14 protein-coding genes and 1 other RNA gene are annotated in these 15,859 nt (G+C 65.9%); 14 read left to right on the top strand and 1 reads right to left on the bottom strand.

Annotated elements, in window-relative coordinates; genetic code table 11:
- Nucleotide 1: 1 nt before the first annotated feature.
- Nucleotides 2-2,485 (bottom strand): GH25 family lysozyme, encoded by a 2,484-nt coding sequence (locus QFZ52_RS10215; RefSeq protein WP_307497505.1) that lies wholly within the window; start codon nt 2,483-2,485, stop codon nt 2-4.
- 199 nt (nt 2,486-2,684) lie between these two features.
- Between QFZ52_RS10215 and QFZ52_RS10210 the strand changes: the two genes are divergently transcribed.
- From QFZ52_RS10210 to QFZ52_RS10145, 14 genes are all read left to right on the top strand, one after another.
- Entirely contained in the window at nt 2,685-3,905 is a 1,221-nt protein-coding gene (locus QFZ52_RS10210; protein WP_307497504.1) for a CpaF family protein, read from the top strand.
- Nucleotides 3,905-4,759 carry a type II secretion system F family protein gene (locus QFZ52_RS10205; protein WP_307497503.1) on the top strand — a complete coding sequence of 285 codons (855 nt, stop codon included), beginning with the start codon at nt 3,905-3,907 and terminating at the stop codon, nt 4,757-4,759. The genes QFZ52_RS10210 and QFZ52_RS10205 overlap by 1 nt, the downstream gene beginning before the upstream one ends.
- Nucleotides 4,756-5,694, top strand: a complete 939-nt coding sequence (locus QFZ52_RS10200) for a type II secretion system F family protein (protein ID WP_307497502.1) — start codon at nt 4,756-4,758, stop codon at nt 5,692-5,694. Before QFZ52_RS10205 ends, QFZ52_RS10200 begins: the two co-directional genes overlap by 4 nt.
- A gap of 587 nt (nt 5,695-6,281) precedes the next feature.
- Nucleotides 6,282-6,629 (top strand): TadE family protein, encoded by a 348-nt coding sequence (locus QFZ52_RS10195; protein ID WP_307497501.1) that lies wholly within the window; start codon nt 6,282-6,284, stop codon nt 6,627-6,629.
- A gap of 205 nt (nt 6,630-6,834) precedes the next feature.
- The gene (locus QFZ52_RS10190; protein ID WP_307497500.1) at nt 6,835-7,275 is read left to right on the top strand and encodes a hypothetical protein; all 441 of its coding nucleotides are present in this window, start codon (nt 6,835-6,837) and stop codon (nt 7,273-7,275) included.
- The gene (locus tag QFZ52_RS10185; RefSeq protein WP_307497499.1) at nt 7,272-7,775 is read left to right on the top strand and encodes a pilus assembly protein TadG-related protein; all 504 of its coding nucleotides are present in this window, start codon (nt 7,272-7,274) and stop codon (nt 7,773-7,775) included. Before QFZ52_RS10190 ends, QFZ52_RS10185 begins: the two co-directional genes overlap by 4 nt.
- A 133-nt stretch (nt 7,776-7,908) precedes the next feature.
- The gene (locus QFZ52_RS10180; RefSeq protein ID WP_307497498.1) at nt 7,909-8,457 is read left to right on the top strand and encodes a GNAT family N-acetyltransferase; all 549 of its coding nucleotides are present in this window, start codon (nt 7,909-7,911) and stop codon (nt 8,455-8,457) included.
- A gap of 89 nt (nt 8,458-8,546) precedes the next feature.
- Nucleotides 8,547-9,662 carry a peptide chain release factor 2 gene (gene prfB / locus QFZ52_RS10175; RefSeq protein WP_307497497.1) on the top strand — a complete coding sequence of 372 codons (1,116 nt, stop codon included), beginning with the start codon at nt 8,547-8,549 and terminating at the stop codon, nt 9,660-9,662.
- A gap of 221 nt (nt 9,663-9,883) precedes the next feature.
- Entirely contained in the window at nt 9,884-10,639 is a 756-nt protein-coding gene (ftsE, locus tag QFZ52_RS10170; RefSeq protein ID WP_307497496.1) for a cell division ATP-binding protein FtsE, read from the top strand.
- Nucleotides 10,636-11,550: a permease-like cell division protein FtsX gene (gene ftsX, locus QFZ52_RS10165; RefSeq protein ID WP_278266825.1), complete on the top strand. Its 915-nt coding sequence runs from the start codon at nt 10,636-10,638 to the stop codon at nt 11,548-11,550. Before ftsE ends, ftsX begins: the two co-directional genes overlap by 4 nt.
- A 25-nt stretch (nt 11,551-11,575) precedes the next feature.
- Nucleotides 11,576-13,024 carry a M23 family metallopeptidase gene (locus QFZ52_RS10160; RefSeq protein WP_307497495.1) on the top strand — a complete coding sequence of 483 codons (1,449 nt, stop codon included), beginning with the start codon at nt 11,576-11,578 and terminating at the stop codon, nt 13,022-13,024.
- Between the two features lie 149 nt (nt 13,025-13,173).
- Nucleotides 13,174-13,644 (top strand): SsrA-binding protein SmpB, encoded by a 471-nt coding sequence (gene smpB, locus QFZ52_RS10155; protein ID WP_066211021.1) that lies wholly within the window; start codon nt 13,174-13,176, stop codon nt 13,642-13,644.
- A 104-nt stretch (nt 13,645-13,748) separates the two neighbouring features.
- Nucleotides 13,749-14,117: a transfer-messenger RNA gene (ssrA, locus tag QFZ52_RS10150) on the top strand.
- A 575-nt stretch (nt 14,118-14,692) separates the two neighbouring features.
- Nucleotides 14,693-15,748, top strand: a complete 1,056-nt coding sequence (locus tag QFZ52_RS10145) for an HIRAN domain-containing protein (protein ID WP_307497492.1) — start codon at nt 14,693-14,695, stop codon at nt 15,746-15,748.
- Nucleotides 15,749-15,859: the final 111 nt, after the last annotated feature.

Genomic DNA, 15,859 nt, shown 5'->3' with positions numbered 1-15,859 from the left:
GTCAGCGGTAGCTGACCTTCACCCCTGCTGCCGTCCAGTTCATGGTCCCGCCCTCGAACGGCACCGTGCGGTATCCCAGCCCGGCAACCGCGGCTCCGGTGGGGTAGCCGAGCTTGCCCATCTGCCAGCCGGCCTGGCGCCAGGCGTCACGGTACGGCTCGGTGACGGCGTGGGCGCCCGAGGTGGGGCTGCTGTAGACGTTGCCCTGGGTGAAGGGCTGGTAGCAGCCGCTGCGGTAGAGCCCGCAGCTGACGGGGCCCGTGGGGTAGCCGAGATTGGGCTGGAAACCGGCTTGCTGCCAGGCGGTCCAGTACGCTCCGGTCACGGCATGGGCGCCCGAGGCAGGGCTGCTGTAGACGTTGCCCTTCGTGAACGGCTGGTAGCAGCCGTTGCCGTAGAGCCCGCACGTGACAGGACCGGTCGGGTAGCCGAGGTTCGGCTGGAACCCTGCCTCTCGCCACGCATTCCAGTAGATCCCGGTGACGGCGTGCGGGGCGATGCCAGGACCGCCGTAGATGTTGCCTTTGGTGAACGGCTGGTAGCAGCCGTTGCCGTAGAGCCCACAGGTGACAGGGCCCGTGGGGTAGCCGAGGTTCGGCTGGAATCCGGCTTCCTGCCAGGCGCTCCAGTACGCGCCGGTGACGGCGTGGGGTGCGGTGTCGGGGCCCGCGTAGATGTTGCCCTTGGTGAAGGGCTGGTAGCAGCCGTTGCCGTAGAGCCCACAGGTGACGGGGCCCGTGGGGTAGCCGAGGTTCGGCTGGAACCCTGCCTCTTCCCACGCGTTCCAGTAGGCGCCGGTGACCGCCTGCGGGGTCGTGGTGGGACTCGTGTAGATGTTGCCCTTGGTGAAGGGCTGGTAGCAGCCGTTGCCGTAGAGCCCGCACGTGACGTTGCCCTTCGGGTAGCCGAGGCCGTACTGCCAGCCGGCGTCCTTCCAGGCAGGAAGATAAGCCGCGGTCACGGCGAAGGTTCCGACGTTCGGGGTGTTGTAGATGTTGCCCTGCTGGAACGTCTGATGGCACGTGGTGGTGCCGGACGGGCACGTGACGTCGCTGGTCGGATAGCCGATTCCGGCCTGCCACTTCGCCTGGCCCCAGGCGGTCCAGAAGCTGCCGGTGACCGGGTACGCGCCGGTCGCAGGGCTCCAGTAGATGTTGCCGTTCGCATAGGGCCTGTAGCAGCCCCCGTTGACCAGGCCGCAGATGTCGGCCGTGGATTTGGCGGCACCCAGGGGACCGGTGGCTCCGCCGGTGGCGAGCCACTTGTTGACGATCGCGCCACGCGAGTCGTCACGGCCCGTGGCGAACCGCGTCAGACCGGCCTGATCGCCGTTCCAGACGTTCGAGTCGCCGACGAACGGGCCCTCGTCGCTGTACTGCCAGAGGCTGTACTGCTGCCAGCTCGCCGGGAGCGTCCCGGGGGTGTTGCTGGCGGAGGACGGGTAGGCCGCGATCCACAGCGGGTAGTCGGAGAACGCGGCCGAGTTGCCGGTGCAGCGGCTCCACCAGTCCGTGGTGGTGTAGATGACCGGGTACCGCCCGGTCAGCTGCTTCATGGTGCTGCCGAAATCGGTGATCCAACGGACCATGGGCGCGCCGCCCAGGCTGTAGCAGGTGTCGCCGGAGTTGTAGCCGAGGTCGGTGCGGCCCTGGTAGGGGTTGTACTCGATGTCCAGGACGGGCGGAAGGGTGATGCCGTCGCTGCTCCATCCGCCGCCGTTGGCGACGAAATACTTGGCCTGGTCCGCGCCCGAGGACCAGCTCGGGATGGCGAAGTGGTACGACCCTCGCACCATGCCCTGGTTGGCCGATCCGTTGTACTGGGACGCGAAGTTCGCGTTCGTGTAATAGGAGCCCTCGCTCGCCTTCACATACGCGAAGCGAGACCCGAGGTTCCACTGTGCCGTCCAGTCGACGGTGCCCTGCCAGGCGCTGACGTCCTGTCCCGGGACACCGAAGCCGGGGCGCCAGTGGCCCGTGCTGAAGGCGGCGGGTGCCATGCGGGAGAGACCGGAGGAGGAGACCGGGCCGTTGCCCGCGCCGGTGACCGGGGCGTCGGGATGGTCGGGAGCCGTCAAGGCCTCGGGCTTGGGCTGTGGGCCGGCGGTGGGCTGGACCGCCAGGCGTTTCCGGTCGGCATTCGACCGCATGGTGGCGCCGATCCGTCCCACGGCGTTCCGGGCCGTGGCGGGATCGCCGGCCGTCTCGCCGTCGGGCAGCGGCTCGGTCGCCGGCGGCGTCAGGGTGCTCTGGGACGGCGTGGGCGCCGCCGTCGCGGGTGCCGCCGTCGCGGGTTCGCTGGGGGCCGTGGTGGAAGGGGTGGTGCGAGTCGGCGTCGCGGTGCCGCTCGGCTGCGGGGTGGGAGCCGCGGTCGCGGAGTTGACCAGGGAGAGAAGCAGCACTGTGGACAGTGCCGCGGATGCCAGGCTTCTGGCGAATGCACGACGACGGTGGGCTGGGGTGGCGGGCTGGAACCCGTGGTGCATGAGACTTCTCCGAGGGCCGGAAGGGTGGGGGAGGCGGGAGCGGGGCGGACTCGCGCAGTGCCTCCAGACTAACAGCGCGCTCTCGGATGAGTCAGGGGTCGTCGAGGCGTTGTCCACAGGCCTCCAGATGTTACTTGTCGTGAATTGAGATGTTTCATAACATGACTTCACTATGACAGAAATCAACGGAGGGTGAGCCGTGGAGGCTGTGGAACTCATCGAGTCCGAGGTGCGGGAGCTGGTGCGGCGTCGGGGGATCGATCCGTGGGCGGACGCGGACCAGATCAAGAGCCTCGTCGCGGAGGCGGTGGCGGACTATGAGGAGCGGGCGGTGCGGGGTGGTCTGCCCGCGCTGGTGAGGCCGGAGGAAACGGCGCGTCACCTGCTGGATTCCGTGGCGGGATTCGGCGAGCTCCAGTCTTATTTCGACGACCCTGAGGTGGAGGAGATCTGGCTGAACGGGCCGAGTGAGGTCTTCGTGGCGCGAGCCGGGGAGTCGGAGCGGACCGGACTGGTCATCTCTCAGGCACGGGTCGAAGCCCTGGTGGAGCGGATGCTGAAGACGTCCGGCCGCCGTCTCGATCTGAGTTCCCCCTTCGTGGACGCCTCACTGCCGGACGGCTCCCGACTCCACGTGGTCATTCCGGACATCACGCGTCGGCATTGGGCCGTCAACATCCGGAAGTTCGTGGTGAGGGCGTCCCGTCTGGAGCATCTGGTGGAACTCGGCACCCTGACCCGGTCGGCCGCGCGGTTCCTCGGAGCCGCCGTGAGCAGCGGGCTCAACATCCTCGTCTCGGGAGCCACCCAGGCCGGGAAGACCTCGCTCCTCAACTGCCTGACGTCTGCGATCGGCGCCCGCGAACGGGTCATCACCGTGGAGGAGGTGTTCGAGCTGCAATGTCCGCTCCCGGACGTGGTCGGTCTTCAATGCCGCCAGCCGAATCTCGAAGGGGAGGGCGAGATCCCCCTGCGGCGGCTGGTGAAGGAGGCGCTGCGGATGAGACCGGACCGGCTGATCGTCGGTGAGGTCCGTGCCGCCGAGAGTCTCGATCTGCTGATCGCCATGAACTCCGGGGTGGGGGCGATGGCGAGTGTCCATGCCAACTCCGCCCGGGACGCCGTGACCAAGATCTGCACCTTGCCCCTGCTCGCCGGCGGCAACATCACCAGTGACTTCGTGGTGCCAACGGTCGCCTCGTGCCTGGACCTCGTGGTGCACTGTCAGCGGCAGCCCAACGGCCGACGGCTGGTCACGGAGATCGTCGCGCTCGGGAGACGGGTGGAGAACAACGTCATCGAGTCCAGTGTGATCTTCGCTCTGCAGGACGGTGTCCTGGAAGCGACCGGCCAGTTCCCGCCAGACGAGAAGTTCGTCCGCGCCGGATTCCGGCTGCAATCGCTCGTGGGAGCTGCCTGATGTCGGCGGCACTGGGGCTCGTGCTCGGCATGGGCGTACTGCTGATCTGGTGGTCCTGCTGGCCACGTCCCGAACGCGCCACGGCGCCGTCACGCCCCTCGCGGATGTCCAGTGCGCTTCAGGCGGCAGGGGTGGAGCGGGTGACACCGGCCGGCCTGGTGGGTTCCGCGGCCGCTCTGGCGCTGGTCACCGGGCTGGCGCTCCTGGCGCTCACACGATCAGGACCCATCGCCCTGTGCTTCGCCGCGTTCGCCGCCTGGGGGCCGTGGTCACTGGTGACCTGGCGGGCACGACGCCGAGTTGTCGCCCTGCGCCGTGCCTGGCCGGACGCCGTGGACCACCTGCGGTCCGCCATCCGGGCCGGGCTTTCGTTGCCGGAAGGACTGATGCAGCTGGCGCTCAAAGGGCCGGAGGACCTGCGTCCCTTCTTCGAGGAGTTCGCGGCCGACTACCGGTCCGGTGGGAGCTTCGAGATCTCCCTCGCACGCCTCAAGGGCCGTCTGTCCGATCCTGTCGCGGACCGGATCATCGAGGCGCTGAAACTGACCAGGGACGTCGGTGGAGCGGATCTGGGAATTCTGCTCTCCGCACTGGCCGACTTCCTCAGGGATGATGCGAGGACCCGGAGCGAACTCGAGGCCCGGCAGTCGTGGACCGTCAATGCCGCGCGGCTGGCGGTGGCGGCGCCGTGGCTGGTGCTCCTTCTGATGTCGACGCGGCATGAGGCGATCAGCGCTTACAGCACGGTGCAGGGGATGGCCGTCCTCGCGGGTGGGCTGGTCGTGTCGGTCGTCTGTTACCGGGTCATGCAGCGGATCGGTGCGCTCCCATCCGACGAACGGGTCCTCGGATGAGTCCGGCGTTCGTGGCCGCACTGTGCGGTTTCCTCTGGGGATGCGGAGTGTGGCTCGCGGTGGTGCGGCTGCCCATCATGAGGTCGACGACGCTCACTGAACGCGTCGCCCCGCAGCTGCGGTCTCAGGACACGAGTTCGCGTCTGCTCAGGTCCGCGGCGCACTCGTTGACACCCTTCGGCCCGCTGGAGCGGATCCTCGCGCCCGTCGTCCGTGATGCGGGCGCCTGGCTGAGTCGGTTCCGCTGGGGGAATGCCGCGCTCCAGGACCGGCTGACGCGGGCCGGAAGCGCTCGAACACCATTGGATTTCAGGGTGGTTCAGCTCTTGCTCGGCGTCGCAGCCTTCGCAGGCATTCTCACAGTGAGCCTGCTCGGGGTCATCGCCGGACGGGTCACTCCTGTGCAGGCGGTCGTCGCCTCCTTGAGCGCAGCGGCGGTCGTGGCACTGGCGCAAGGGCAATGGCTGGCGCAGCGGATCAGGGCACGGGAGGCGAAAATTCTGCGGGAGTTCCCCGGACTCGCCGAGATGATGGCACTGGCCGTCGGAGCCGGGATGAACGCTCGTGGCGCGGTGGAGAGGATCGCCACGATCGCCCAGGGCGAACTGGCCGAGGAGTTCGCGCGGACGGTGGCCGATGCCCGGTCCGGCACGCCCTTTCTGGACGCGCTGCGGGGTCTCGCCCGACGGGTGCGCCTCGTACCAGTCGAGCGGTTCGTGGATGGCCTCATCGTGGCCATGGAGCGAGGCACGCCACTCGGCGACGTGCTGCGTGCCCAGGCCCAGGACGTTCGCGACCTCGGCAAGCGCGAGCTCATGGAATCCGCCGGCCGTAAGGAGATCTTCATGATGGTGCCGGTCGTGTTCGGCGTGCTGCCGCTGACCGTCCTCTTCGCCGTCTTCCCCGGTCTCGCGGCCATCACTCTGATGCTCTAGGCACCCTGATGCTCCAGGCCGATCGCCCGTGCAAGCTCACCGAAGGACCAACCACTTCCGCTGAAGGAAAGGTATATCGATGACACCCTATGAAAACAGGCTGGCCCGCTTGCGACGGGCGGCAGAACCCGCGCCTGGGATGCAGGGCCCGCCCTGGGGCCCAGCGGACAGACGAGGGAACCCCGGCATTCTCCGTACCTCGCGCCGTCCAGCGCCCAGGGGCGTCCGAACGGTCGCGACCCTGCTGTCCATCTGGATCGCGGCGCTCTGTCATTTCCTTCTCACGTTCCGCACGTCCCTCTGGACCCATCATTGCGCGGAGTTGGAGGAGCGGAGTCGGCACCCGGAACGAGGGGACGTCCCCGGCTGGGTGATGGTGACGCTCATGACGGCAGCACTGGTGGCCCTCTTGCTGGCGGTGGCGGGACCTGCTCTCGAAGGTCTGTTCCGCCAGGCGATCGACACCGTCACGCGGAAATGAGGTGCGTGTGAGGGCCGGGGTGCGCCGACGAATCGAGCTGGGTGGCGGCGTCGCGCCACCGGCGGGGTGGACGGCTCTTGGGTGTGGCCGGGAACGGGGTTCGGCGGTGGTCGATTTCGTGCTGGTGTCGGGGCTCCTCACCCTGGTGTTCCTCGGGGTTCTGCAGCTCACCCTGATCCTTCATGTCCGCAACTCGTTGATCGATGCGGCCTCGTCGGGTGCGCGCTATGGTGCGCTCGCCGACCGGTCTCCGGAGGACGCGGTCTCGAGAGCCAAGGACTTGATCTCAGGATCCGTCGGTCAGGGATTCGCGCAGGACATCTCGGTCGCCGAGTCCCGGGAAGGCGAGGTCCGGCTGATCACCGTGACCGTAAGGGCCCCGTTCCCGGTCCTGGGCCTCCTGGGCCCGGACAAGGCACTGGAAGTGTGCGGACATGCCGAACGCGTCGAGTGAGCGCGCCGCACTTGAAAAGCACAGAGCTCCTGAGAAACACAGAGCTCCAGAGAAACACAGAGCTCCTCAGAAACACCAGGCACTTGAGAAACACCTCGGTCCTGAGAACAGCGCGGCCCCCGCGCCCCGCGGCGTGACGTCGTCCTCCAGGCCGGGTCGCGAGGCCTGTGCGAGCGAGGGCTGGGGCGAGGGAGAGGGCGGCTGTGTGAACGAGAGCCGGACGCTCGTCGTGAGCGGTGCCTCTGAGCAGGGAAGCGCCACCGTCGAGTTCGTCTTCCTGTCCCTTCTGGTCCTGATCCCGGTCCTCTACTTCGTCCTCACGGTCACGAGGATTCAAGCGGCGGGATTCGCGGTGACGGGCGCTGCGGACCAGGCGTCACGTCTGGCGGTCCACTCGAAGGATGAACGAAGCGCCCGCCTCGCCATGGACCGTGCCGTCGAACTCGCCTTGGCTGATCAGGATCTCCCGACCGGGACCGCGCAGCTCACGGTCACCTGCCAGCCGGAAGACTGCCAGCGGCCCGGCACAGCGGTGACGGTGGAGGTGACCGTCGACGTCCAGCTCCCTTTCACACCACCGGGCCTCGGACTCGACGTCGCGCATCTCAGCGCCAGCGGCACACAGATCGTCGGGAGGTTCGGATGAGGGCCGGCGACGGCGGGCTGCTCAACGGATCCGGTGCAGGGGCGGGCCGGCGACCAGCGACCTCCTCAAGAGAGCTCGGGAGCATCAACATCCTCACCCTCGGCTATGTGGTGATCGCTTTGCTGGCCGCCGTGGTTCTGCTGGATGTCTCCTCTGTGTACCTCGAGCACAAGAAGTTGCTGGCCCTGGCCGACGGCGCGGCCTCCGCCGCAGCGGATTCGTTCGACATCACCGGCATCGCAGGGGAGGGGCCGGACCGTGCCGCGGTGCGACTCGACGACGGCAGGGTCCGCGCGACGGCGACGGATTACCTGCGACGCAGCCCGTCGGCGTCGAACCTGGACCATCTGGCGGTGGTGGGCGCCTCCGGCAGTCCCGACGGGCGGAGCGCCATGGTCAAGCTCAGCGCCGTGGCGCACCCACCGTTGCTCGGCGTCTTCGTTCCGGATGGCATCACGATCGAGGCCGGCTCGACGGCGCGCGCCCGGCTGGTGCGGTGAGGAGCCGGAGCCGGAACCCCCAGAGGGCCGGGCAGACCCTGCCCCCGCACTTGCCGAAGGGCGACCCCCGTGGTGTAGAGGGCCCTTGGTGTGCTGGGCCCGTAGCCTATTGGACTCGTGGTGTACTGGGGCGATGCTGCCGAACGAGATGCCCCGCCTTCAGCACGGCCCGGTCGTGCTGCGAGCCTTCGAAAGCCGCGACGCTGCGCTGGTGCAGGCGGCCGCGTCCGATGACCTCATCCCATTGATCACCACGGTGCCGGTCAGCGGGACGCGCGAGGACGCCCTGGCGTTCATCGCGCGGCAACAGGACCGCCTGGTCGCCCGCACAGGCTATTCGTTCGCCATCGCGGACGCCGCGTCCGGCGAAGCCGTCGGCCAGATCGGACTGTGGCTCCGAGACATCGAGCAGGGGCGTGCGAGCACCGGCTACTGGGTGGCCAGGGCTCACCGGGGCCGGGGATATGTCACCGCCGCCCTGCAGGCACTCACCGTCTGGGCGTTCGAGCTCGACGAGGTGGAGCGTCTCCAGATGTTCGTCGAACCGTGGAACCGGGCTTCGTGGCAGGCCGCTGAACGCTGCGGGTTTCAGCGCGAGGGACTGCTGCGATCATGGCAGCAGATCGGGGGAGCCCGGAAGGACATGTACGTGTACAGCAGGATTAGACAAGATCCCGCCTGAACCACGGCTTCGTCCTGAAGTGTGCCGGCTGGCGCCGGACACCCAGGCCAGGACAGCGACCGCCGCGCATGCCGTAGTCTTGGAAGACCATGGCTGAGATTGATTTTCCTGCAGAGATCCGTGCACTGAGGGCTACCTACGACTCGATCGCACAAGTGTCAGACGTCGATTCCCTGCGCCGGGACATCGCCGAACTCAGCGAAAAGGCAGGCGTCCCCGATCTCTGGGACGACCCGGCCGCCGCTCAGGTGGTGACCTCACAGCTTTCCCACCGTCAATCGGAACTCGAACGCCTGACCACGCTGGCCAGCCGGATCGAGGACCTGGAGGTGCTGGTCGAACTCGGCCAGGAAGCCGGCGACGCGGACTCCATGGCCGAAGCAGCCACCGAGCTCGCTTCCATCCGGTCCTCCCTCGAGCAGCTTGAAGTGGTCACGCTCCTGTCCGGTGAATACGACGAGCGCGAGGCCGTGGTCACGATCCGGTCCGGCGCCGGTGGCGTGGACGCCGCCGACTTCGCCGAGATGCTCATGCGGATGTACCTCCGCTGGGCCGAACGCCACGGCTACTCCACCAAGGTCATGGACACCTCCTACGCCGAAGAAGCGGGCATCAAGTCCGCCACCTTCGAGGTCAACGCGCCGTATGCCTTCGGCACCCTCAGCGTGGAGGCCGGCACCCACCGTCTCGTGAGGATCAGCCCCTTCGACAACCAGGGCCGCCGCCAGACCTCCTTCGCCGCCGTCGAAGTCATCCCGCTGATCGAGCAGACCGACTCCATCGAGATCCCGGACAACGAGATCCGTGTGGACGTGTTCCGTTCCTCGGGCCCCGGCGGCCAGTCGGTCAACACCACGGACTCAGCTGTCCGCCTGACCCACATCCCCACCGGGATCGTGGTCTCCATGCAGAACGAGAAGTCCCAGATCCAGAACCGCGCTGCCGCCATGCGCGTGCTCCAGTCCCGTCTTCTCCTCCTCAAGAAGGAGCAGGAGGATGCGGAGAAGAAGGCCCTGGCCGGCGACATCAAGGCGTCCTGGGGCGACCAGATGCGGTCCTACGTCCTGAACCCGTATCAGATGGTCAAGGACCTCCGGACCAACCATGAGGTCGGCAACACCAGTGCGGTCCTCGACGGCGACATCGACGATTTCATCGACGCCGGCATCCGCTGGCGCGCCGACAGCCGCAAGGCCGAGGCCTGAGCCGGAGCCGAGGAGAACACCGGCGCGGAGCGTCGATGACAGCGGCCTCACCTGGGAGAGCCGTGCAAGCCTTTGCACGACACGCCGCCCGAATGGGGCGGCGTTCCCGGAGCACGAACATAAACTCGAGGAGCCGGTGCCATCACTTCCCCCAACACTAGGCCCAGGCCCCGGCCGCTGGAGCGGTTCCGTCGCGCCTGCCGACCGGGCTGTGTGAAGCCATGATTCGATTCGAAAATGTCACCAAAATCCACGACCCCAAGGCCAGACCCGCGCTCGACTCGGTGAGCGTGGAGATCGAGGGCGGCGAATTCGTCTTCCTCGTGGGCGCTTCCGGTTCCGGTAAGTCGACCTTCCTCAAGATGGTGTACCGCGAAGACGTGGCCACCACGGGATCCGTCTACGTCGCCGGACACAACGTCTCCTCCCTCTCCAGCTGGCGTGTGCCCAAGCTGCGCCGGAAGATCGGTGTGGTGTTCCAGGACTTCCGCATCCTTCCGCAGAAGAACGTCTACCAGAACGTCGCTTTCGCCATGCAGGTGATCGGCGCCAGCCGTGCCCGCACCAAGGAGCGCGTGACCGACGTGCTCGCGATGGTGGGCCTCGAGGGCATGGAGAAGCGCATGCAGCATGAGCTCTCCGGTGGTGAGCAGCAGCGTGTGGCGATCGCCCGCGCCGTCGTCAATCAGCCGGACATCCTGCTGGCCGACGAGCCCACCGGTAACCTCGACCCGACCACGAGCGTGGAGATCACCGAGGTGCTGAAGAAGATCAACGCCAACGGCACCACCGTGGTGATGGCCACGCACGATGACGACATCGTGGACCAGATGCGCCGCCGCGTCATCGAGCTCACCAAGGGCAAGGTCATCCGTGACGAGGCCAAGGCCACGTACACGTCCCTCATCCCCAAGGTGAAGACGTCCGCCGGTGCGCCGGAGACCGCCGCCACGACGACGGGGGAGCCGCGCGCATGAGGCCCATGTTCATCCTCGGAGAGATCGTCAACGGCCTCCGCCGGAACCTCTCCATGTTCATCTCCGTGGTCCTGGTGACCTTCGTGTCCCTCACCTTCGTGGGCGCCGCCGGGATGCTCCAGATGCAGATCAACCAGATGAAGGGCTACTGGTACGACAAGGTCCAGGTCGCCATCTTCCTCTGCAGCCCCGGCTCCACCACCGCCAACTGCTCCTCCGGTCCGGTGACCAAGGAACAGCAGGACAATCTGCGCAAGACCCTGGATTCGGATGCGATCCGCCAGTACGTCAACGACTTCCAGTTCGAGTCCCAGGACGAGGCGTACAAGCACTTCAAGGAGCAGTTCGCCAATTCGCCGATCGTCGACTCGGTGACGCCGGACCAGCTGCCCTCCTCCTTCCGCGTGAATCTGAAGGACCCCGAGAAGTACAAGGTCATCTCGGAGACCTTCTCCGCCCAGCCCGGCGTGGAGAGCGTGATCGACCAGCGCCAGATCCTGGAGAAGCTCTTCTCCGCCATGAACACGGCCTCGTTCGTGGCCATCGGCATCGCGGCGATCATGATCATCTGTGCGGCGCTGCTGATCGCGACCACCATCAGACTCTCGGCCTTCATGCGGCGCAAGGAGACTGCCATCATGAGACTGGTGGGGGCTTCCAAGGCGGTGATCCAATTGCCCTTCATCCTCGAAGGCGTGATCGCGGCCGTGGTCGGAGCGCTCCTCGCCTCCGGAGCGATCTGGGGGATCTCGCACTTCTTCCTGACCGGCTACCTTGCCGAGCAGTACAAGCAGACCGCCTTCATCTCGGATGCGCAGACCCTCTGGCTGGTTCCCGGCCTGATCGCTCTGGGCGCCGTGATCGCCGGCGTCTCGTCCCTGTTCACCCTCCGCAAGCCGCTCAACGCCTGAGCGTGGGCCCATGGAAAGGAACGTCATGAACGTTGCAGGACCGACTCAGAGGGCTCTCGCGAAGGCTGCGCGGCTCCGTTTCCCGTACGACGGCGACCAGTGCCGCAAGGCCGCGCGCCGCACCGTGGGCGTATCCGCCGTCGTCGCGCTCCTGCTGGGCTTCGGCCTCACACCGAGCCAGGCCGACAACCTGGACGATCAGCAGCAGGCACTCCAGAACCGCGCGAACCAGGTGCAGTCCTCGCTCGAGTTCCTGGACGGCAAGATTGCCAAGTCCGCGGCTGATCTGACCCTGTTCCAGGGCCGGTTGCCGGGTGCCCAGAAGGCTCTGGCCGACGCTCAGGGGCGGGTCGCGGCGGCTGCGTCAGAGGCGCAGTCCCTGGCCGTGCGGGTCGACGCGGCCCAGCAGAGCAAGGCGAAGCTGGCGCAGGAGATGAGCCAGGACAAGGCGAAGTCCAGCGAGACCAAGAAGCTGATCGGGCAGATCGCCACGCAGGCCTACAAGTCGGGTGGCGTGCCCAATGACCTCACGCTGTTCTTCGGCGCCACGGACACGGAGAAGCTGGTCAGCAGCATGGACCTGGCCGATCAGGCGCTGCGCACGCAGAACGCCGCGATGGAGAAGCTCAACCAGCAGAGCGCCGTCAACGTCAACCAGTCCGCGCGCCTCGCCGCCGTCGAGCAGGAGATCGCCGATCTCAAGGCGCAGGCCGACGCGGCCCTGGCCCGGGAGCAGTCGGCCCGCGACGAAGCCGCGCGCCAGAAGGCGGCGGTGGACAAGCTCGTCTCGGACACCACGCGGCTGAACAAGGAACTCGAAGCCTCCAAGCCGGCGATCCAGGCTCAGCTGGCCAAGGTCAACCAGGCTCAGGACCAGGTGGCCGCTCAGATCAAGGCCCGCGACGAGCGGCTCCGCCAGGAATGGCTCGCCGAGCAGCGCCGCAAGGCCGAGGAGGCCGCCGCTGCTGCCGCCGCCGAGGCCGCACGGCAGGGTCAGGCACAGCCTCCGGCCCAGCCGCCGTACGTGCCGCCGGCGCCGGGACCGATCTCCTCGTTCGGGATCCGGGCTCCGTTCGACGGCAACCCGCCCATCACGTCCGGCTGGGGCTGGCGTGCGGTGCCGCCGGGCACCATCGACTTCTGGGGCACCGGTGGCTACATGCACACGGGCGTCGACTTCGGCGTCGGGTGCGGCACCCCCGTGCACGCGGCGGCATCCGGCACGGTGACCCTGGCCGGTTGGATCACCACCGGTGGTGGCTGGACCGTCCAGGTGTCTCACGGCGTCGTGCAGGGCAATGCGCTGACCACCGTGAACTACCACAACAGCTCGGTCGTGGTGTCGGCGGGGCAGCACGTCGAGCAGGGCCAGGTCATCGCCTATTCGGGCAGCTCCGGCAACTCGACCGGTTGCCACGCCCACTTCGAGACGTGGGTCAACGGCTCCCCGGTGGACCCGATGACCATGCTCTAGACGCCCGGGAGCATCACGTGGAAGGTCCGTTCCCCGAGGGGGAGCGGGCCTTCCGGCGTCTGGCGCGTTCTTCCTGAGCGGACAATGCGCGGTACGGCGTGGCGCATGGGTAGACTGGAAGGACTGTTTTCAGACCGAAGGAGTCAGCCGTGCCGAAGGAAAGTGGCCGGAAAGTCGTGGCCACGAACCGCAAGGCGCGCCACGACTACGAAGTGCTGGACACCTATGAGGCGGGGATCGCGCTCATGGGGACCGAGGTGAAGTCCCTCCGCGAGGGGCACGCCAACATGGGCGACGCGTTCTGCACGTTCTACAACGATGAGCTCTGGATGGAGCAGGTCAACATCCCGGAGTACAGCCAGGGGAGCTGGACCAACCACTCCTCACGCCGTCGCCGGAAGCTGCTCCTGCATCGCGCGGAGCTCATCAAGATCTCGCACAAGATCCGGGAGAGCGGCTTCACGATCGTCCCGTTGCAGCTGTACTTCGTCGACGGGCGGGCCAAGGTCGAGATCGGCGTGGCCCGTGGCAAGAAGGAGTACGACAAGCGGCAGAGCCTGCGCGAAGCCCAGGACAAGCGCGAGGCTCAGCGGGTCCTCCGGGCGCGCAACAAGCGCTGATCCGCCTCGCCCGGGGGAGGCCTCTGGGCTTGGCATCTTGCGCCGACGGCGCTATGCTGAAGAGTCCTGTTGGGGAGTCCTGACAGGGATTGGTAAATGAACATGGGGATGATCGGTTTCGACGATGTCTGTCGACGCAGGTGAAGCGGGCCGAGGATGCAGGCTTATCTCGTAAACGATGTCTGCAAACCAATAAGTGCCGAATCTAAGCGCACTGACTTCGCTCTTGCTGCCTAAGCAGTAAGACAGTCCGTCAGCCCACGGTTGCTATCGCCGTGGAATCTGGCGTCGTCTAGATAGCCACTGCCAGGGGCCCTCGTCATCGGGGCTTCTGGGACTTTAAGATGACTGGGCCCGGATCAGCCAGCTGTTTGCAGCATGGCTGGGGCCGAGAAATTCCGACGCAAACTGCGCCCGGAGAAGCCCTGCAGAAGCAACATCGGACGCGGGTTCGATTCCCGCCATCTCCACTGTTGAAAGGCCCTGGATCCTTGAGATCCAGGGCCTTTCGCTTCTCCTGTTGCCTTATTCCTAGGAATTGTTGGTACGACAAGACCCTTTGCGATACTCGCTACTCAGGGGACCGGAGTCTGTGATCCCAGCCACCGCCTCGTCGCGATCAGGCCAGTGCTCCACCCGCTCCAGAGGTCTTGAACATTGATGCACGAACATGTGTATGCGTAAAACTGACGCCAGGGCGCGGCCCCGGAATGAGTGCTGCTGCTGAACTGGTGCACAGCCTGGCAGGCAATAGATAACGACGTCCTTGACACCCTGGCGTAAGAGGCGGTTTCGGCTCAGGAAGTAGCAGCATTGCTTGTTGTCTTGCCGGATGGGCTTCGCAGCTTCCTTCGAACGCTTGCAGAATCGCAGTTGGATGCTCTACGTAACATAGGTATCTGAAGCCAAGAACGCTGACTTTAGTTCCTTTCAAGTGTGCTCCTGGATAGCCTTGGGTGAAACCGTGGACTTGGACAGAGTGGGGGAGACAGTGCTTCCGGTGTATCCGATAACAGACAGCAGTAGCACGTGGGCAAATGTTGACGTCGTGGGTGAGTATTACCGCTTGGATGAACTCGCGGCGGCCGCCGGCGGTGTTTTACCGCTGAATCAACAGATCGTTGTGGAGGATGTCCAGTGCCTTCTCGTGCCCGAGCCATCCAATGCCCATGATCAAAACGCTGTAATGGTGATTGCCAACGACTACCATGTTGGCTATTTGTCAAGAGAAGATGCGATCCGGTACCGTCCGCTGGTCCGTCGCATCGTGGCGAGTGGTTATCTTCCAGGCACAATTGGAAGGATTTGGGCATTCCGAACTTCAAGCGACATCAGGACCAGAGTTCAAGTTGCAATCCCTCATGTCGACTTGCTTCCTCTCAACCAACTTCCGGATCGGGAACACAAGCAACTGCCATGGGGGAGCGGCTTGCAGGTCACTAAGGAAGAAGAGCACTTCGATGTGCTGTTCAACTTCGTGCCACCCAGCGGAGAGGGTTTCTTGTATTCGACGCTTCATAGGGGGGTTCGCACCCTGAGAACTGGGCAGGAGCGCCCATATGTTGAGCTGCGGATTGACGGCGAGCGTGTAGGTGAAATGTCGCCCGTGACCTCGCAGCATTTCCTCCCGATCATCGAGCATTTAGAAGGTCTAGGGATTGCACCTGTGGCAACTGTCAAGATAAAGGGGTCAGCCTTGGCCGCCCAGCTTGTGCTCCAGGCCGCAAGAGCATCTGAAATCCCTGACGAGTGGGTGGAGGCTGGTCCAGACCATGCAATGAAGCTGGTTCCTTGGAGTCTTGAGTACGAAATTCCTGCTGGCTGGGATAGCGGGTTCGTAGCTTCGCCTGGGCGAGATCCGAAAGCTGGCAAAAGCCAGGTTCGCACGGTTGTTACAGCGCAATCTCTGGCGAAAGGTGCCAAGCAAGGGTCTTTGGGGTGGGCCGTCTTCTGGCTCTGCGTCGCGGGGGTCTTCTTGATAAGCATTATTGGCGCCCCGATCGCAATTGTTCCGGCCGCATGGTGTGGGTTTCTCGGCTGGCGTCAGCTGCGAAGATGGCGGGTCAACTCCGCCGCCGGCACGAGAACTGGCTCAAAAGGCTAAGTGTGTTTGTGCTTTGGGGCGCTGATTGCAGCAGTGCCGGACAGGTCCGTCTCAGGGTTGCCGTAGGCAATCCGCGTCCCGGTTGCGGTCACCACTGCACGTCAGGTGCTC

This window comes from Arthrobacter woluwensis (genome assembly GCF_030816155.1).
GTDB classification, from domain to species: Bacteria; Actinomycetota; Actinomycetes; order Actinomycetales; family Micrococcaceae; genus Arthrobacter_E; species Arthrobacter_E woluwensis_A.
This window is presented reverse-complemented; position numbering and strand designations above follow the sequence as displayed.